Source organism: Methyloversatilis sp., assembly GCF_030696805.1.
Taxonomy (GTDB): Bacteria; Pseudomonadota; Gammaproteobacteria; order Burkholderiales; family Rhodocyclaceae; genus Methyloversatilis.
Genome location: NZ_JAUYRO010000074.1, coordinates 1 through 16,586 on the forward strand (window position 1 = coordinate 1; position 16,586 = coordinate 16,586).

General features: G+C 66.1%; 19 protein-coding genes. 7 read left to right on the top strand and 12 right to left on the bottom strand.

Features of this window, described 5'->3' with window-relative positions:
* Window positions 1-414: 414 nt before the first annotated feature.
* From Q8R75_RS12400 to Q8R75_RS12435, 8 genes are all read right to left on the bottom strand, one after another.
* Window positions 415-1,788, bottom strand: a complete 1,374-nt coding sequence (locus Q8R75_RS12400; protein WP_305614476.1) for an FAD-dependent oxidoreductase — start codon at window positions 1,786-1,788, stop codon at window positions 415-417.
* A gap of 5 nt (window positions 1,789-1,793) precedes the next feature.
* On the bottom strand, window positions 1,794-2,099 hold the full coding sequence (locus Q8R75_RS12405; protein WP_305614475.1) for a 4Fe-4S binding protein: 306 nt from the start codon (window positions 2,097-2,099) through the stop codon (window positions 1,794-1,796).
* 7 nt (window positions 2,100-2,106) lie between these two features.
* Window positions 2,107-4,239 (bottom strand): molybdopterin-dependent oxidoreductase, encoded by a 2,133-nt coding sequence (locus Q8R75_RS12410; protein WP_305614474.1) that lies wholly within the window; start codon window positions 4,237-4,239, stop codon window positions 2,107-2,109.
* Window positions 4,240-4,396: 157 nt separating this feature from the next.
* On the bottom strand, window positions 4,397-4,822 hold the full coding sequence (locus tag Q8R75_RS12415; RefSeq protein WP_305614473.1) for a type II toxin-antitoxin system VapC family toxin: 426 nt from the start codon (window positions 4,820-4,822) through the stop codon (window positions 4,397-4,399).
* Window positions 4,823-4,830: 8 nt separating this feature from the next.
* Window positions 4,831-5,088: a type II toxin-antitoxin system Phd/YefM family antitoxin gene (locus tag Q8R75_RS12420; protein ID WP_305614472.1), complete on the bottom strand. Its 258-nt coding sequence runs from the start codon at window positions 5,086-5,088 to the stop codon at window positions 4,831-4,833.
* A 132-nt stretch (window positions 5,089-5,220) separates the two neighbouring features.
* On the bottom strand, window positions 5,221-6,198 hold the full coding sequence (locus Q8R75_RS12425) for a DUF4238 domain-containing protein (protein ID WP_305614471.1): 978 nt from the start codon (window positions 6,196-6,198) through the stop codon (window positions 5,221-5,223).
* A gap of 116 nt (window positions 6,199-6,314) precedes the next feature.
* Entirely contained in the window at window positions 6,315-6,722 is a 408-nt protein-coding gene (locus Q8R75_RS12430) for a hypothetical protein (protein ID WP_305614470.1), read from the bottom strand.
* Window positions 6,700-7,422 carry a DUF433 domain-containing protein gene (locus Q8R75_RS12435; RefSeq protein WP_305614469.1) on the bottom strand — a complete coding sequence of 241 codons (723 nt, stop codon included), beginning with the start codon at window positions 7,420-7,422 and terminating at the stop codon, window positions 6,700-6,702. Before Q8R75_RS12435 ends, Q8R75_RS12430 begins: the two co-directional genes overlap by 23 nt.
* A gap of 119 nt (window positions 7,423-7,541) precedes the next feature.
* On the opposite strand from Q8R75_RS12435, the gene Q8R75_RS12440 reads away from it, so the two are divergent.
* The 3 genes from Q8R75_RS12440 to Q8R75_RS12450 all read left to right on the top strand — a co-directional run bounded on the left by Q8R75_RS12440 (window position 7,542) and on the right by Q8R75_RS12450 (window position 8,356).
* Window positions 7,542-7,667 carry a type II toxin-antitoxin system HicA family toxin gene (locus tag Q8R75_RS12440; RefSeq protein ID WP_305614468.1) on the top strand — a complete coding sequence of 42 codons (126 nt, stop codon included), beginning with the start codon at window positions 7,542-7,544 and terminating at the stop codon, window positions 7,665-7,667.
* A gap of 6 nt (window positions 7,668-7,673) precedes the next feature.
* Window positions 7,674-7,886, top strand: coding sequence for a type II toxin-antitoxin system HicB family antitoxin (locus Q8R75_RS12445; protein ID WP_305614467.1), 213 nt, complete (start codon window positions 7,674-7,676; stop codon window positions 7,884-7,886).
* Between the two features lie 236 nt (window positions 7,887-8,122).
* A complete protein-coding gene (locus Q8R75_RS12450; RefSeq protein ID WP_305614466.1) occupies window positions 8,123-8,356 on the top strand; it encodes an AbrB/MazE/SpoVT family DNA-binding domain-containing protein in 234 nt (77 codons plus the stop codon).
* 299 nt (window positions 8,357-8,655) lie between these two features.
* On the opposite strand, the gene Q8R75_RS12455 is transcribed toward Q8R75_RS12450, so the two are convergent.
* Complete coding sequence (locus tag Q8R75_RS12455) at window positions 8,656-10,140, bottom strand: PLP-dependent aminotransferase family protein (protein ID WP_305614465.1); 1,485 nt, start codon at window positions 10,138-10,140, stop codon at window positions 8,656-8,658.
* 318 nt (window positions 10,141-10,458) lie between these two features.
* On the opposite strand from Q8R75_RS12455, the gene Q8R75_RS12460 reads away from it, so the two are divergent.
* Complete coding sequence (locus Q8R75_RS12460) at window positions 10,459-10,731, top strand: DUF2789 domain-containing protein (RefSeq protein WP_305614464.1); 273 nt, start codon at window positions 10,459-10,461, stop codon at window positions 10,729-10,731.
* Here Q8R75_RS12460 and alkB read toward each other — a convergent pair.
* Window positions 10,709-11,356, bottom strand: a complete 648-nt coding sequence (alkB, locus tag Q8R75_RS12465; protein WP_305614463.1) for a DNA oxidative demethylase AlkB — start codon at window positions 11,354-11,356, stop codon at window positions 10,709-10,711. The genes Q8R75_RS12460 and alkB overlap by 23 nt on opposite strands.
* Window positions 11,353-12,459 (bottom strand): bifunctional DNA-binding transcriptional regulator/O6-methylguanine-DNA methyltransferase Ada, encoded by a 1,107-nt coding sequence (gene ada, locus Q8R75_RS12470; protein ID WP_305626485.1) that lies wholly within the window; start codon window positions 12,457-12,459, stop codon window positions 11,353-11,355. Before ada ends, alkB begins: the two co-directional genes overlap by 4 nt.
* A 126-nt stretch (window positions 12,460-12,585) precedes the next feature.
* Between ada and Q8R75_RS12475 the strand changes: the two genes are divergently transcribed.
* Entirely contained in the window at window positions 12,586-13,215 is a 630-nt protein-coding gene (locus tag Q8R75_RS12475; protein ID WP_305615478.1) for a DNA-3-methyladenine glycosylase, read from the top strand.
* Between the two features lie 10 nt (window positions 13,216-13,225).
* On the opposite strand, the gene Q8R75_RS12480 is transcribed toward Q8R75_RS12475, so the two are convergent.
* On the bottom strand, window positions 13,226-13,993 hold the full coding sequence (locus Q8R75_RS12480; protein WP_305615480.1) for a ferredoxin--NADP reductase: 768 nt from the start codon (window positions 13,991-13,993) through the stop codon (window positions 13,226-13,228).
* A gap of 201 nt (window positions 13,994-14,194) precedes the next feature.
* Between Q8R75_RS12480 and Q8R75_RS12485 the strand changes: the two genes are divergently transcribed.
* Window positions 14,195-15,247 carry an alpha/beta fold hydrolase gene (locus tag Q8R75_RS12485; RefSeq protein WP_305615482.1) on the top strand — a complete coding sequence of 351 codons (1,053 nt, stop codon included), beginning with the start codon at window positions 14,195-14,197 and terminating at the stop codon, window positions 15,245-15,247.
* Window positions 15,248-15,329: 82 nt separating this feature from the next.
* Window positions 15,330-16,586: AMP-binding protein (locus tag Q8R75_RS12490; RefSeq protein WP_305663686.1), on the top strand; the 1,257-nt coding region annotated here is incomplete at its 3' end.

The following is a 16,586-nucleotide window of genomic DNA, read 5'->3' on the forward strand; positions in this document are numbered from 1 at the left end:
ACCCGCACGACCCCGCCAAGTCCAACACCCCCGCCCGCCGCATCACGCCGGCATTCGCCATCGCAGCGCAACTCCGCCCCGGTAGGTTGGGGTGAGCGAAGCGATGCCCAACACCCCAACGCCAACCCGCACGACCCCGCCAAGTCCAACACCCCCGCCCGCCGCATCACGCCGGCATTCGCAATCGAAGCGCAAATCCGCCCCGGTAGGTTGGGGTGAGCGCAGCGATGCCCAACACCCCAACGCCAACCCGCACGACCCCGCCAAGTTCATCACCCCCGCCCGCCGCATCACGCCAGCATTCGCAGACCGCACCGCCAGTCCGCCCCCGTAGGTTGGGGTGAGCGAAGCGATGCCCAACATCACCACGTCATCCCGCGCGACCACGTCGATTACCGCCCCAACCGAGCCCGCCTACGGCGCCGTGCCGCGTGCTGCCGCGAGCATGTCGTCGATACGCACGAACTTTTCCGCCGGCTTGTCACGCGCCTGGCCGCGCGCCTGTTCGACACGTTCGATGGCCTGCCAGGCGGCGAAATCAATGATCCGGTGCGACCGGCTGTCGAGCAGGGCCGTCAGCGCCTGCCGGCCGGGTCGGGAACCAGTGAAGCCCGGCACGTCCTGCAGCAGTCCGGCCACGGTGTCCAGACTGTCGGCGCGGTTGGTGCCGATGACGCCGGTCGGGCCGCGCTTGATCCAGCCGGTGACGTACCAGCCCGGCAGCGGCTGGCCGGCTGCATCGACGATGCGGCCACCGGCGTTCGGAATCACGCCCGCTCGTGCGTCGAATGGCAGGCCGGGCAACGCGGTGCCGCGATAGCCCACGCTGCGGAACACCAGACCGGCGTCCAGTTCGAACTGTTCGCCCGTGGCCACGGCCGACTGCGCACCCGGCTCGCCGACGAGTTGTTGCGCGGCCAGCGCGAGCCGGCGTACGCGCTCTTCGCCGTGCAGCGCCGCTGGCGCGCGCAGGAAATGCAGATGGATGCGTCGTCCGGGCTCCATCGGCCGGGCGGCGAAGCCGCGCAGGATGTCCAGATTCTTCGCCGCATGCACGATATGGGGCAGCGTCAGTTCCTGCCGGCAGGCCTCCCCGGGTTCGAGCGCCGCCGGATCGACCACCGGTTGCCAGCCGGGCAGGGTGCCCAGTTCGCGCAATTCCTTCGGCGTGAATTTCGCCTGCACCGGACCGCGCCGCCCGACGAGGTGGATGTCGCGGATGCGCGAGCCGGCCAGTGCGTCGAGCGCGTGCTGCGCAATGTCGGTGCGGCGCAGTTCGTCGACCGGGCGGGCGAGGATGCGGCAAACGTCGATCGCCACATTGCCCTGGCCGATGACCACCGCCACCTCCTGCGACAGGTCGAACGCGAGGTGGGCGTGATCCGGGCTGCCGTTGTACCAGCCGACGAAATCGCCCGCCGCATGCACGCCCGGCAGATCTTCCCCGGGAATGCCCAGCGTGCGGTCCGCCCCGGCGCCGCAGGCCACGATGACCGCGTGGTACATCGCGGCCAGCTCGTCGGCGGTCACGTCGCGGCCGAGCGCCACATTGCCGAAGAAGCGCAGCTTCGGGTCGGCGGCGATCTGTGCGAACACCGCGCTGACCGACTTCAGTTTCGCGTGATCCGGCGCCACGCCGAAGCGCACCAGCCCGTAAGGCACCGGCAGGCGCTCCAGCAGGTCGATCTCGATGTCGAGCCCGCTCGCCAGCAGCGCCTCCGCGGCATAGAAGCCGCTCGGTCCGCTGCCGATGATGGCGACGCGCAGCGGCTGTCCTGCCACGGCCATCGCGATCAGAAGCCGAGCTGGCTGCGCTTGTCGTCGGCCCCTTCGAGCGGCGGCAGCTTGGTGCGGATCACCGGGTAGCGCTCCGCGGCCCTGGCGTTGATGTCCATCCAGTGCAACTGGTCTTCCGGCAGGTCGAATTCCTCGACGATGGCGCGCACCGGGCAGGCCGGAATGCAGGCGCCACAGTCGATGCACACCTGCGGATTGATGTAGACGCGCACCTCATTGACATGGAAGCAGGCCACCGGGCAGGTGGTCACGCAGTCGGTGAAGCGGCAGCCGCGGCAGCTTTCGGTGACGACGTGGGTCATGGTTTCGTCACACCTTCCGCACTTCGACCAGATTGTCGCAGTAGGTGCCGGCCTGACCCAGATTGCAGTGGCGCGACGATGTGGTCGAATTGACCGCGGTGCCGCTGCGGTTCAGGCCCGGCCAGTGGCCGACGTTGGTCATCATCAGCCCGGGTGAAACGTCCTCGCTCAGTTCGGCGCGCGCTTCGAAGGCGCCGCGCTCGTTGAACACGCGCACATAACTGCCGTGCTCGATCGCCCGCTTTCCCGCATCGACCGGGTGGATCACGATGAGCTGTTCGCCCTGCCGGCGCTGCTGTGTCGGCTCGTTGGCGTACTGCGTGTTCAGGAAGGCGTGCGGCTTGGGCGACACGAGGTTCAGCGGATAGCGGCTGGCCGCTTCGGAGGCCGCGTTCTCGTGCGACGGGATGTAATTGGGCACCGCATCGACCGGCGTACCCGGCTGCATGCCTTCATAGCCCGAGCGCCACACCGGCACGACGAAATTGCCGCCGGCCGCCGCGCTGGCCGCGAATTCGCACTTGCCCGACGGCGTCTTGAAATTGCCCTCGGCATGCGGCGCGCGCTCGCCCGGCAGACCGACGTTCAGCCGCATCCAGCCCTTGTCCTTCAGCTTCTCCAGCGTGATGCCCTGCATCGCCGGCGCGTCCCAGTCGTATGAGCGGCGGATCATTTCCTCGTCGCTCAGCGACCAGTGCTCGTCGGTGAAGCCCATCGCGCCGGCCAGCCGGCGGAACAGTTCGACATTGGGCACGCATTCGCCCGGCGGCGCGATCGCCGGCGTATTGAGCATCACGTACAGATGACCCCAGGTCACCATCAGGTCGAGCTGTTCCGCCTGCATGGTGGCCGGCAGCAGGATGTCGGCGTACTTCGCGGTGTCGGTGATGAACAGTTCGCTGGCCACCGTGAACAGGTCTTCGCGCATCAGTCCGGCCACGATCTGGCCGGCGTTCGGCGCCTGCGATACCGGATTCGAGTTGTAGACGAAGAGCGACTTGATCGGCGGGTCGAGCGGCATGGCGCCGGTCAGCGCGGCGCCCAGATCGAGCTCGTTGATGACGCGCGTGCCCGGCTTGATCCAGTCCGGCCGGCACATGAAGTCGAAGCGGAACGGAAATTCCCAGATCGGCATTTCAACCGTGCCGCCGCCGACATGGCGCCAGGCGCCGGTCAGCGCCGGCAGACAGGTGATGGCGCGGATCGCGTCGCCACCGCCCGGGCTGCGTTCCACCGCCACGCCCTGGCGGATGGCCGACGGCTGCGTGGTGGCGTATTCGCGCGCCAGCGTCAGAATGTCCTGCACCGGAATGCCGGTGATGTCGGACACCCGCTCGGGCGGAAACTCGGCCGCGCGCGCCGCCAGCTGGTCGTAGCCCACGGTGTATTTCTCGACGTAGTCGGCATCGACCAGACCTTCGGCGATGATCACGTTCATCATGCCCAGCGCCAGCGCGCCGTCGGTGCCCGGCTTGATGCGGATGTGCCAGTCGGCCTGCTTCGCGGTGCGCGTGCGCACCGGGTCGATCACCACCACCTTGGCGCCCTTGGCCTTCGCCTCGACGATGAAGGGCCAGGCATGAAGATTGGTGTTGAGCATGTTCATGCCCCACACGATGATGTACTTCGAGTGGGTGAGGCTTTCCACGTCGAGCCCGCCGGTCGGGCCTACAGTCATGATCCATGCGGTCGACGAGCCGGATTCGCAATAGGTCTTTTCCGCCACCGACGAACCGAGCCGGTTGAAGAAGGCGTCGCCCGCGGTGAGGCCGTTCAGCGTGCCCTGATGGCCGAGGTAGCCGTGCGGCATGATGGCCTGCGAGCCGTGGCGGTCGATGATGTCGGTCCAGCGCGCCTTGATTTCGGCCAGTGCTGCGTCCCACGAAATGCGCTCGAACATGCCCGAACCCTTCGGCCCGACGCGCTTCATCGGGTACAGCAGGCGGTCCGGGTTGTAGTGGTGCTCGGCGAAATTCTTCAGCTTCACGCACAGCCCGCCACGCGTCATCGGGTGATCCGGGTCGCCGGTGACCTCCACCAGCTTGTCGTCCTCCACGTGGTACAGGAAGGCACAGGTGTCCGGACAATCCTGCGGACAGGCGCCGCGCACGACGCGCGTTTCACTCAGATGCACTGACATGGAAGTCTCCCGGGGTGGCGTTGAAGGCAGGGCCGCCGGGCGCGTCGACGACGCACCGGCTGCGCGATGGCACCGGGAGAAGATAGGAGACGAAGCACCTGAGGCGACAGGGCCAGTCAGCGAAATAAGAGGGGTGCCAGGCCGCGGAGCGTGCCGGCTATCGTTCGCGCGGCGGGGCGGGCTGCGCAAACGGATCGAACGCTTCGATGCCCAGCGCTTTGAAGTCGGTCACGTTGCGCGACACCACAGTCAGGCCGTGCGCCTTCGCTGTTGCGGCAATCATTGCGTCTTCGTACAAGGTGTCGGACTTGCGATGCATGAGCTTTGCCCAATGCCTGAATGCTGCGCCATCCATCGGCAGCATGTTGTACGCACCAGCAACCCGCTCCAGCCAGACTTCAATGTCGGCAGCCTTCACTGCGTCCTGTTCGCGCGTCAGTTCGATGGCGGCCTGAATCTCGCCGATCGTGACGGCGGAAAGAAAGAGGCTTGAGTCATCGACCGATTCAAGCCACGCCACGACACCCCCATGAGGCCTGGGCCTGCGCAGTTCCGAAACGACATTCGTATCGAGCAGGTACATATAACTGACTACTTAAGTACTTCGACCGGCCGGCGCCGACCGTGCCCGCGCGGCGGCGCGATCGCCTCAGCGCGCGCGTCATCGGACAGCAGCAGTTCCTTGAGCGACGGACGCGCGGCCGACTGCAACCTGCGCCACTCCTGAACCGGCACCAGCACCGCCGCTTCAACGCCGCGCCGGGTCACCATCTGCGGCCCCTCTGCGAGGCAGGCATCCAGAAACTCGCTGAACCGCGCTTTTGCATCCTGAACAGGCCATGTATCCATGATTACCTCGAACAAACCAGATGACTGACTAGTTTTTCAGTAAGTAGGGTGGGTGTCAAACAGAGGGGTGGGGCGCCCGTCGTGAGCACGCAGAATAAGATCTCCTTCCTCCGTGGCTTGAATTCGCATGTGTTAGTCGCGGCGCCATTTCGGCTTCTGAACACGCTGACCAAATACGGTCCGGTGAATGGTGGCCAGTCCATTGGCGACAGGAATGGAGACAGCCTCAACTACGGGCGAGGCGCCGCCGAACAAAGCAACCAGTTCTTCCTGCCCACTGGCCTGTGCAATCACTGCTTCATATGCGAATCGGCAAACCTGTGCGTTGATTTGATCAACCCAAGCTTCGTCTGGTACGTCGCTGTGTAGCAGCCCATGCCTTCCGAATGACTCTCTGTATTCAGTGGAACCTACGAGGACGAGCGTCGGACTGACTGGGAACACAAGTAAAACAGGGCCCACTTTTGGGGAAACAGCGTATGGGCGTTGTTCTTCGAACGGCAGTGAAGGGTCGAACCAGAGTACGGGGTTGTCGCTGGTGAGGAAAGGCCGAGCGGTGCAGTTATGGACCGCTGCAATCCCAATTCTTGAGTAGAGCTGCCCCATTCCTTGAAGAATGGATGTCATCGCGTGAATGCTCCGGTGGGGATCGATTGTGATCTCGATCTGGTTGGGTAGATCCTCGAAGCCGGACGGCGGTGGAGGAATCGTCCCATTTCTTAGCATCAGCTTCATCGCGTCCTTGACGGACTGCGCCAGCACTGCCTCTGTCGCATCACGGCTCGCTGGAACGCGGACACGCTGCAACGACATGAATTCGAAGATGCTTTCAAGGCGGTCGTTCACATCCTCTCGTCGAAGCAGTCTGTCCACGGTTTCAGGCCACCGGCTTTCGATAGTTGAGAAGACTGATTCCAGCGAGTTGTTATCCCTTCCGCCAGCAGGCGTCGGCTGCGAGTAGTAGTAGCGCCGAAACTGCGTCGCATCTGGTGTCACGTGAAGCGGTTCCGACGGGTCGTCTTTGCGGTAAACGAGCAACCTACCGCTGGAATCGCAAAACGCCTTGAGGTAAGCCTTGGGAACATAGTGGTGGCGTTTTGTTTGCTGCATCGCGAGGGGCAGAGCTTCTGGTCTTCAAATGAGTGAATACGGTGAGCCTGTTTCAACCAGAGCTTCCGCGCAAGTAAGTCGAACTCGGTTTCGAATCAGTACACACAGGAGTCACCTCAGCGTTCAATACGCCGAACATCCCCGCCCCGCGTGATCGAGTAGATCGCCGGCCGATTTGTTGTTCCCGCGATGCGAACCATTTTTGGCCAGCTGGAAATCACCAGATCGGCTGTCTCCTGCGCCGAAAGATTGCCTGACGTGAGTGCGAACAGCAGGACGCCGGCGTCGCGCAGGGCCTTCAGTTCATCAGGCCGACGGCGGATGTTCTGATCGCGGGTGAGCACCAGCCAGCCGCGACGCCCGGCTTCTGCCAGCCATGTCACGTCCGGTGTGTCGTGGGCGAACAGGTCGCGGTGTGCGACGAAGGGAATTTCGGCCGCCCGCAGCGCGAGATCGAGCTTCGTGCTCCACGCATCGCGATCGATGAAGAGCGCGACTCCTTCAGGCGGAGAGGCGTTGCTCAAAACGCAGGGCTTCTTCGATGTCTTCGATGGTGACCCGGTAATCTTCGGCCATTTCGTGAATCGAGTCGCCCGCGGCAAAGCGGCTCAGAATGACGTGCGTCTTGACGCCGGCGCCGAGCAGAATCGGCCGGCCAAAGGACAGTGTGGGGTCGACGGCGACCACGCGTGAGCCGTCCTGCTGGTTCGGGCGGATGAAGGGAAACAGCCGAATCGGCTTGCCCGCGTCGTTGCGTTCGATACGTGCAAGCGCGCGTTCGAAATCGCCGCGCAGCGCCTGTTGCCCACTGCGGGACACGTTCAGCAGTTTTGAAGCGTGCTCGACGAAAAGATCGATCCCGTTGGTCTGGAACTGCGTGTCGAGCAGGGGGCGCTCCGACCCCAGATGAACTTGCAGGTACTGCAGGCTCGTCCGAACCTTGGGCAGGGAGACCCGATGCAGCCGACGGATGCCTGACAGTACATGCAGTTCGCACAGATTGGCGAAGGACAGCAGGCGGTCTGCCGGCGCCGCCGGCGTGATGACCGGCTCAAAGCGCTTTTCGTCTCCGGCCGAACTCCGATACTTCTTGCCGAAACACCAGGCCGTAATGGTCGTTGCAGGTAGCCCGAGGATTCGTGCAGCCTCGCTGGCACTGTAGGAAGGCTGTTCAGACCGCTCAGGCGGAGGGCTTCCGTTCGAGGCGGCGTGAGAATGGATCATGAAGACTGGATGCTCCCGGGATGGGCGAATTACAAATTCTGCTGTGAGGCGTCAGATCGAAAGTGCTTCTGAGCGCCGGCTGATGCTAGTTGTATTGCGTTGATTATTCAAGACTAACGGTGTGCAGGTGCCCGGACAAGCACGCGAGCAAGCTTGGTCGCGTGACCGTACCAGGCAAACCGAGTGATGATCTGGCTTCGGGCACCCTGAACAGCATTCTCAAACAGGCGGGTCTCAAGTCGTGAGGATCTATGCGATACGCAGTCGTTATTGAAAAGGCTGAGGGCAACTACTCCGCCTATGTTCCCGATTTGCCAGGTTGTGTTGCGACCGGTCAGACGCTCGCCGAGGTCGAGGCGGAGATCCGCGAGGCCATTTTTTTCCACGTCGAGGGTCTGCGGGAAGACGGTTTGCCAATCCCGGATGCAGCGAGTCAGGTCGAGTACATCGACGTCGCGGCGTAATCTTCAGGGTGTCTCGCGGGGGCGTGGCCCGCCTCCGCTCAGTTCTCCGCTCTCCCCACCGCCCGCCCCAAACCCTCAATCCCCTGAGTAATAGAGTAATAGGGGACGCAACAACATTTCCAAAGCACGATTTACCGGGTTTTTGGGCAAGACGTGATCCGCAAGCCCTCCGACTTGACCCCTGCCGAACCAAGGCATCTGTTCTGCCATATGCCAGCCGGACTTAAGGATCGACCATGACCGAACGCCACGCCTCACTGTTCCGCAATGGCCGCAATCAGGCGGTACGCATCCCGCGCGAGTTCGAACTTGAAGGTGCCGAGGTGCTGATCCGCAAGGAAGGCGACAGCCTCATCCTCACGCCCATCCGCAAGAACCGCCTGCTGGACCTTCTGGCTTCCTGGGCGCCGCTTGGTGGAGGGCTGCCCGAGGTGGAAAACCTTCCGCCGCAGGAGCGGGCGGACCTCTGATGGTGCAACGGTTCTGGATGCTCGCACTAGCGTAGTGTCCGAACTGATCCGCGACCCGCGTGGCACGGTTATGCAGCGTTTGCCCGGCTGAAGGTGGAGGACTGGCTCGCGTCATCGCCCGCGACTTGAGCACCGATGCCCCCGCACCGCGCCGGTCCTGTCGCGGATCTAGCAGCGCCGGATTGTCGATGCGCAGGGGTGGTCAGGGCCGTTGAATGATGGGGAGCGTGCTCCCGGCGGCCGCACCTGAGGCGATCGCCGTACCGTTCATGACCCGACCCCGCACCCGCCACCGCCGATCAGATCTCCGCCATCTTCACCGCCCGTCCCAACCCCGCAATCCCCTGCTCAATCTGCACTTCGGTCAGATGCGTGTAGCCGAGCAGCAGGCAGCGGTCCGCATCGTCCATGTGCTCGAAGAACCACGCCGGGCTGTCGGCCAGTGGCTGCACGCCCACGTCCAGGGCGAGCGCGGCCTGCTGCAAGGCGGCGGCCGTCGGTGCTTCGGGCGGCAGGGTGAGCAGCACGTGCGTGCCGGCGTCGGCGCCGCTGATGCGCGCGTTGGGCAGGCGGCTGCGTACGGCGCTGACCAGGGCGTCGCGGCGCGCTTCGTTGGCGTGCAGCAGGCGGCGCAGATGGGTGTCGAAGCTGCCGTCGCGCACGAACTGGGCGAGGGCGGCCTGTTCCAGCCAGGCGAGTCCGTTGTCCATCAGCGACTTGATGGTGACCGCGGTGCGCATGAGGTCGCGCGGCACGACCATGTAGCCGATGCGCAGGCCGGGGCCGATCGAACGCGAGAAGGAATTCAGGTAGATGACGCAGCCGTTGCGGTCGAGTGACTGCAGCGACGGCAGCGGCGCGCCGTCGTAGCGGTAGTCGCCGTCGTAGTCCACTTCGAGGATGTAGGCGCCGGCCTTGGCCGCCCATTCGAGCAGCGCGAGCCGGCGGTGCAGCGGCATCGTGACGCCGGTCGGAAACTGGTGCGACGGCGTGACATACACCAGTTTCACGCGGCTTTCCGGCAGCCTGCTGACGTCGATGCCGTGCTGGTCGACAGGCACCGGAATGATGTGCGCGCCATAGCTTTCGAACAGGAAGGCCGCGCCGCGATAGCTGGGCGCCTCCATCACCACCGGCGTGTGCGTGCCGACGAAAAGATGCGCCACCAGATCGATGCCCTGCTGGAAGCCGGCCACCAGCAGCACCTGTTCGACCGACGCCACCATGCCGCGCGTCGGGCCAAGCCGGCTGGTGATGAGCTGCCGCAGTTCGGGCAGGCCGGCCGGGTCGATGTATTCGCTCATGCGCTCGGCCGCGCCGCCGAGGCATTCGACGATGAGCTTGCGCCAGATCTTTTCCGGGAAGTTGCGCGCGTCCGAGCGGCCGAAAACGAAATCGGCGATCAGGCGCGACGAGCTGGGCCGGTGCAGTCCGGTCAGGCCGCGGCCGCCGTAGGGCAGCGGCAGGTTCATCGCGCGGTGCAGGCTGCCGCTGCGATGTTCGGGCCGCGCCGGTGTGTGGCCGATCAGCGTGTCGGGCAGCGTTTTGCAGACGAAGGTGCCGACTGCCCGTTCGGTGTACAGATAGCCTTCGCTGATCAGTTCGTCGTAGGCGGCGGTGACCGTATTGCGCGACACATGCAGCTGGCGGCCCAGGTCGCGTGTCGCGGGCACCGGCGCACCCGGCGCCAGCCGACGGTCGAGGATGAGCGCGCGCAGTTGCGCCACGATCTGCGACTGCAGTGTGGTGGCCGACGACGCATCGATGGAAAGGGGCAGTTGCAACGGCGCTCCGTCCGGACAGTGGTGAATGAAAGCCTGACCTTCAACCCGGCTTCGGCCGCACTGCCTGAACGTGGTTCCCGCCATGCTACCGACCCGCTACGCCTGCCGGCGAACTTGGTGCCCTGGCTAACAGACCGGACGCGGGCAGACGCGCATGCTGGGGGTGTAGACCGACGAAGCCATTGCCACGCTGAGTGCCCGATGCAGTGACGCGTCAGCCCTGGACCGCATGCGTCGGCGCACCCGCGACCGAATGGCCTGCCCGACTATCCGCACCGCAATTCCATCCTGCTCCACCCTTCCACTCAGGAGATCCTCATGGACGCACCGGTACACAGCACTGCGCAACTGTTCGCCCAGCTCGGTCTGCCTTCAGACCCGGGATCGATCTACCGCTTCATCGACAAGAACCGACCGCTGCCCGACACCGTGAAACTGTCCGACGCGCCGTTCTGGACGCCCTCGCAGGCGGCCTTCCTGCGTGAAGGCCTGCAGGCCGATGCCGACTGGGCGCCGATCATCGATGCGCTCAACGCGGCCCTGCACGAAACCACCGACCAGCCGGCGCTCAGCGCGCCTTGCGGAACGTGAGATTGATGCGGCACGCCCCGGTCATCGGGTGCGTGCCGTGCGTCAGCGGCAGCACGCCGTGAAAGCGCAACCGCGCCGCTCCGCCCCACACCACCACATCACCGTTTAGCAGACGCAGTTTGAGCGTCGGGTCGGTGCGCTTGATGCCGCCGAACAGGAAGGTCGCGGGCAGGCCCAGCGACACGGACACGATGGGTGCACCGAAGTCGCGTTCGTTTCTGTCCTGATGCAGCGTGAGCCGCGCGCCGGGCACGTAGCGGTTGATCAGGCAGGCATCCGGTTCGAAACCGGGGAAGCCGGCCTGCGCCGCCGATTCGCGGGCCAGCGCACGGAACAGCACGGGCATCGCCGGCCAGGGCAGATCGCTTTGCGGATCGTGCGCCGCATAGCGGTAGCCGCGTGCGTCGGAGGTCCAGCCCAGATCGCCGCAGCTTGTGGTGGCGACCGACATCGTGAAACCGCCGGGCGTCACCATGTGACGCATCGGTGCAACCGCGGCCACCGCATCGATCGCGGCCAGCAGGGCCACTGCGTCATCGAGCGCGAAGCCGCGCAGCAGAGCGGCTCCCGGTGCGAGGATGACCGGGCCGGCCACGCGCTCCAGCGCATCGAACAGACCGCTCATGTCCCCTCGCGATCGATCAGCGCGCGCTTGCGCTCGATGCCCCAGCGATAGCCTGACAGCGCGCCGTCGCTGCGCACCACGCGGTGACACGGGATGGCCACCGCCAGCGTGTTGGCCGCACAGGCGCCGGCGACCGCGCGCACCGCCTTCGGGACGCCGAGGCGCGCCGCCAGTTCGCGGTAGCTCAGCGTGTGCCCGGCCGGAATGTCGCGCAGTGCCTGCCACACGCGCTGCTGGAAGGCGGTGCCGCGCAGGTCCAGCGGCAGTGCCAGACCGATGCGTGGCGCTTCGACCATACCGACCACTTGCGCCACCCGCTGCTCGAACGCCGCGTCGCCGCCGATCAGCCGCGCATGCGGAAAGCGGTCCTGCAGCGCGAGCGCCAGCGCGTCGGGGTCGTCGCCGAGCGAGATCGCGACCACGCCAAGCGGGCTTTCGGCGACCAGGATGGCGCCGAGCGAACACTGGCCGAGTGCGAAGCGGATGTCGGTGTCGGCACCGCCCGCGCGATAGCGTCCCGGCGTCATGCCGAGCAGGGCGCCTGACGTTTCGTACAGGCGGCTGCTGGAGCCGTAGCCGGCGTCGTGCAGCGCGTCGGTCACCGGCGCACCCTGCGTCAGATGGTCGCGCAGGCGCTCGGCCCGGCGCGCGGCAGCCCAGGCGCGTGGCGTCAGACCGGTCACCGACTTGAACACGCGGTGCAGATGAAAGGCGCTGACGCCGGCGTGCGTTGCCAGCGCGTCGAGAGCCGGGGGTGAGTCGGAGCGCTCGATCAGCCGGCACAGGTCGGCGACGAGGGCGGCCTGCCGTTCGGTGCGCGGCGGCTGGTCCGGCCGGCAGCGTTTGCAGGCGCGGAAACCGGCGCGTTCGGCGTCGGCCGCGCTGGCGTGGAAGGCGACGTTTTCCGGGCGAGCGATGCGGGCGGCGCACGACGGGCGGCAGTACACGCCGGTCGTTTTCACCGAATAGAAGAAGTCGCGGTCCGCCGCGGCATCGCGCGCGACGACCGCCGCCCAGCGCGGGTCGGCCAGCGTGGCGGCCGCGCGCGCGGCGACATCCGGTGCAGCAGCCTCCGGCAGGGCAGGGCGGGTTCGTGCGTTCATCGCGCATCCTTCGCTGCAGCGTGTCGATGGCCGCACTGTAGTCGCCGTTCGAGGCGTGCGCACTCCGGCCCTTGCTTTCGAATTCGACCTTGCCGGTGCCGCACGGCGCATCGATACTGTTCCGCCATGACGTACACCGCGCACACCCCAAACGCGCTGGACGCCGCCGAACGGCATCTCGCCGCCCTCGACGACGACTGGGCGCGACTGATCGCGACCGTCGGCCCGTGCGGACTGGCACCCGGCCCGGTGCGCGAGCCCTGGCAGGCGCTGGTGCGGGCGGTCGCCTACCAGCAACTGCATGGCCGCGCCGCCGACGCCATCATGGGGCGACTGCTGGCACGTCACGGCGGCGACTTCCCGACGCCGCAGCAACTGTGCGACACGGATGTCGATGTCTTGCGTGCCTGCGGCTTTTCGGCGCGCAAGGCCGACACGCTGCGCGGCATCGCCGACGCGGCGCTGAGCGGCCTGGTGCCCGGTCGCGATGAAGCGCTCGCGCTGGAAGACGAGGTGCTGGCCAAGCGTCTGACCGCGTTGCGCGGCATCGGTCGCTGGACGGTCGACATGCTGCTGATGTTCACGCTCGAACGCGGCGACATCCTGCCAGCCGACGACTTCGGCGTGCGCGACGGCTACCGGCGGCTCAAGTCGCTCGATGCGCTGCCTGCCGCGCGGCAGATCGCGGCACTCGGTGCGGCGTGGGCGCCGCATCGATCGGCGGCGAGCTGGTACTTGTGGCGGGTACCGAAATGACCGCACCGGACTACCAGTACTTCTCGAACAGCATGCTGCCGGCGTTGCCGCGCCGGCACGGCACGAAGCCGCGCGCGTTCAGCAGGGCGCGCATGTCGGTCGTGAAATCCGGATTGCCGCACACCATGACGCGGCCGGTTGCCGGATCAAGCGGTGACTGCGCGTGCTGCGCCAGCGTGCCGTCGGCGATCAATGCCGGAATACGTCCGCCCAGCGGCGCTGCTCCGGCTTCGCGGGTGACGATGGGCAGATAACTCAGCCGCGCGTCGGACGCCGCCAGCGCTTGCAGTTCGTCGCGGTAGGTCAATTCGGCCGCCAGCCGCACGCTGTGAACCACGATCAGGCGCTGGTAGCGGTCGAGTGCGCCCGAAGTGCGCAGCAGCGACACGTAGGGCCCGAGCCCGGTGCCGGTCGCCAGCATCCACAGCGTATCCCCGGGCGCCAGTTGCGGTTCGAGGAAGAAGCCGAACAGGGCCGACGCGAGCTGGATCGTCTGGCCCACCTCGATGCGCGACAGCGGCTCGCTGAACGCGCCGCCCGGAATCAGCACGATGAGGAATTCGAGTTCCGGGTCGTCGACGGCCGACACGATGGAATAGGGCCGCCATACGGTCTGCCCGTCGGGGCCGTCCAGTCCGAGCTTGGCGTAGTGGCCGGGCGCAAAGCGAAAGCCTTCCGGGCGGTCGATGCGCAGCGACCACAACATCGGCGTCCAGCGCTGCAGCGCAGTCACGCGCTGCAGCGATGCGCGCGCGGCGGTGGGGTCGGTAGTGGTCATCGATCGAACCTCCGGTGTGTGGGGTCAGGGGTCTGCACAACAGTAGGGCTGTCGACACCCCGGTTCGTTCATCCACCGCCGCCGCGGCTGACGGTGCGCGCTGCTGACTCAGTCCGCTATCATCGCTGCGCCCGCTGTCCGAGGCGAGCCCGTCCCGGACAGGCACTTGAGACCGGCACCACAACAACAGGAGGAGACAGCATGACCGAGCACGCCTATTACAACCAGGCCATCCACGGCCCTTACGAAACCCACAGCATCGGCGACCACGTGCTGGAAGAGGGCGGCACGATACGCGGCTGCACGCTGGCTTACGCAACCTTCGGCACGCTGAACGCAGCAAAGGACAACGCCATCCTCGTGCCGACCTGGTACTCGGGCACGACCAAGATCATGGAGCAGGTGTACATCGGCGCCGGTCGCGCGCTCGATCCTGCAAAGTACTTCATCATCGCCATCAACCAGATCGGCAACGGCCTGTCGACTTCGCCGCACAACACGCCGTTTCCGGGTGGCGGTCCCAACTTCCCGCGCGTGCGCATCGGCGACGACGTGCGCGCGCAGCACAAGCTGATCACCGAAAAATTCGGCATCGAAAAACTGGCGCTGGTGGTCGGCGGTTCGATGGGCGCGCAGCAGACGTATGAGTGGGCCGTGCGCTACCCCGACATGGTGCGCCGCGCGGCACCGATCGCCGGCACCGCGAAGAACACGCCGCACGATTACCTGTTCGCCGAAACGCTGATCGAAGCCATCACCTCCGACCCGGCGTTCAAGGGCGGCTGGTACGGCTCGCCGCTCGAAGTGCATCAGGGTCTTCGCCGTCACGCCAAGATGTGGGCGGTCATGGGCTGGAGTACCGAATTCTTCCAGCAGGAGCGCATCAAGGCGCTCGGCTTTTCATCGGTTGACGACTTCATCACCAACTTCATGAACGGCTATTTCGGCGTGATGGAGCCGAACGATCTGCTGTGCATGGCGTGGAAATGGCAGCACGGCGACGTGAGCCGCCACACGGGCGGCGACCTGAAGGCGGCGCTCGGCCGCATCAAGGCGAAAACCTTCGTCATGCCGATTTCGACCGACATGTTCTTTCCGCCGGCCGACTGCGCCGCCGAGCAGAAGCTGATCCCGAACAGCGAACTGCGTGTGCTCAACACGATAGACGGCCACCTCGGCCTGTTCGGCACCGACGCCGGCTACACCGAGCAGGTGGACAAGCACCTGCGCGAACTGCTGGCTTCGGCCGCCTGAGCGCAGTCCGCCGTCACACCCCGGGCGGCTGCGTCGTAGCCGTCCGGGGTGCATCCGTCCGTCGTCGTGTGGAGGCAAGCGCATGAATCCGGTACCCGGCCAGATGATGCAGATGCCGCTGCTCATTTCGAACCTGATCCGCCACGCGGCGCGCCACCACGGCGACACCGAAATCGTGTCGCGCCGGGTCGAGGGCGACATCCATCGCACGACGTATCGCGAAGCCGAACTGCGCAGCCGCAAGTTCGCACAGGCGCTGGCGCGGCTCGGCACGCAGCCGGGCGAGCGCATCGGCACGCTGGCCTGGAACGGCTATCGCCACTTCGAAATCTATTACGGCGTGTCCGGCTCGCAGCGGGTGTGCCACACCATCAACCCGCGGCTGTTCCCGGACCAGATCGCGTGGATCGCCAATGACGCGGCCGACCAGGTGCTGTGCTTCGACCTCACCTTCCTGCCGCTGGTCGAGCAGATCGCACCGGCGCTGAAGCAGGTTCGTCAGCAGGTTCGTCATTTCGTGCTGATGACTGACCGCGCCCACATGCCGGCCGCCAGCACGCTGCCCGGCCTGCTGTGCTACGAGGAATTGATCGACGCCGAGGACGGCGACTACCGCTGGCCGGAATTCGACGAGAACACCGCGTCCAGCCTGTGCTACACCTCGGGCACCACGGGACATCCGAAAGGCGCGCTGTACAGCCACCGCTCGTCGGTGCTGCATGCCTATGGCGCCGCGCTGCCCGACGCGATGGGCTGTTCGGCGGCCGACGTCATCCTGCCGGTGGTGCCGATGTTCCACGTGAACGCGTGGGGTCTGCCGTACAGCGGGCCGATGGTCGGCGCCAAGCTGGTGTTCCCCGGCCCCTTCCTCGACGGCAAGTCGCTGCACGAGCTGTTCGAGCAGGAACAGGTCACCTTCAGCGCCGGCGTGCCGACCGTGTGGCTGGGCGTCATCAATCACCTGAAGTGCGCCGGGCTCAAGATGTCGAGCCTCAAGCGCACCGTCATCGGCGGCGCAGCCTGTCCGCCGGCCATGCGGCAGACGCTCGAAGAGGACTACGGCGTCCAGGTCATCCACGCCTGGGGCATGACCGAATTGTCGCCGTTGGGCACGCTTTCGCGGCTCAAGGCGCAGCACGCAACGCTGCCGCCGGATGCGCAGCGCGCGTTGCTGACCAAGCAGGGCCGCGCGATCTGCGGCAGCGCACGGCCATCGTCGGCGACGACGGCCGTGCGCTGTCGTGGGACGGCCGCAGCAGCGGTGACCTGTTGGTGCGCGGCGGCTGGGTCATCGAGCGCTATTTCGGCGAAGCCGCTTCCGCGCTGCGCGAGCTCGACG

What these genes read in the sequence shown, in the direction of transcription:
- Q8R75_RS12415 (WP_305614473.1), bottom strand. Translation starts at nt 4,822, where the DNA reads ATGTACCTGCTCGATACGAATGTCGTTTCGGAACTGCGCAGGCCCAGG.
- Q8R75_RS12400 (WP_305614476.1), bottom strand. Translation starts at nt 1,788, where the DNA reads ATGGCCGTGGCAGGACAGCCGCTGCGCGTCGCCATCATCGGCAGCGGA.
- Q8R75_RS12485 (WP_305615482.1), top strand. Translation starts at nt 14,195, where the DNA reads ATGACCGAGCACGCCTATTACAACCAGGCCATCCACGGCCCTTACGAA.
- Q8R75_RS12445 (WP_305614467.1), top strand. Translation starts at nt 7,674, where the DNA reads ATGCGATACGCAGTCGTTATTGAAAAGGCTGAGGGCAACTACTCCGCC.
- Q8R75_RS12480 (WP_305615480.1), bottom strand. Translation starts at nt 13,993, where the DNA reads ATGACCACTACCGACCCCACCGCCGCGCGCGCATCGCTGCAGCGCGTG.
- Q8R75_RS12405 (WP_305614475.1), bottom strand. Translation starts at nt 2,099, where the DNA reads ATGACCCACGTCGTCACCGAAAGCTGCCGCGGCTGCCGCTTCACCGAC.
- Q8R75_RS12460 (WP_305614464.1), top strand. Translation starts at nt 10,459, where the DNA reads ATGGACGCACCGGTACACAGCACTGCGCAACTGTTCGCCCAGCTCGGT.
- Q8R75_RS12435 (WP_305614469.1), bottom strand. Translation starts at nt 7,422, where the DNA reads ATGATCCATTCTCACGCCGCCTCGAACGGAAGCCCTCCGCCTGAGCGG.
- alkB (WP_305614463.1), bottom strand. Translation starts at nt 11,356, where the DNA reads ATGAGCGGTCTGTTCGATGCGCTGGAGCGCGTGGCCGGCCCGGTCATC.
- Q8R75_RS12420 (WP_305614472.1), bottom strand. Translation starts at nt 5,088, where the DNA reads ATGGATACATGGCCTGTTCAGGATGCAAAAGCGCGGTTCAGCGAGTTT.
- Q8R75_RS12475 (WP_305615478.1), top strand. Translation starts at nt 12,586, where the DNA reads ATGACGTACACCGCGCACACCCCAAACGCGCTGGACGCCGCCGAACGG.
- Q8R75_RS12425 (WP_305614471.1), bottom strand. Translation starts at nt 6,198, where the DNA reads ATGCAGCAAACAAAACGCCACCACTATGTTCCCAAGGCTTACCTCAAG.
- Q8R75_RS12410 (WP_305614474.1), bottom strand. Translation starts at nt 4,239, where the DNA reads ATGTCAGTGCATCTGAGTGAAACGCGCGTCGTGCGCGGCGCCTGTCCG.
- ada (WP_305626485.1), bottom strand. Translation starts at nt 12,459, where the DNA reads ATGAACGCACGAACCCGCCCTGCCCTGCCGGAGGCTGCTGCACCGGAT.
- Q8R75_RS12450 (WP_305614466.1), top strand. Translation starts at nt 8,123, where the DNA reads ATGACCGAACGCCACGCCTCACTGTTCCGCAATGGCCGCAATCAGGCG.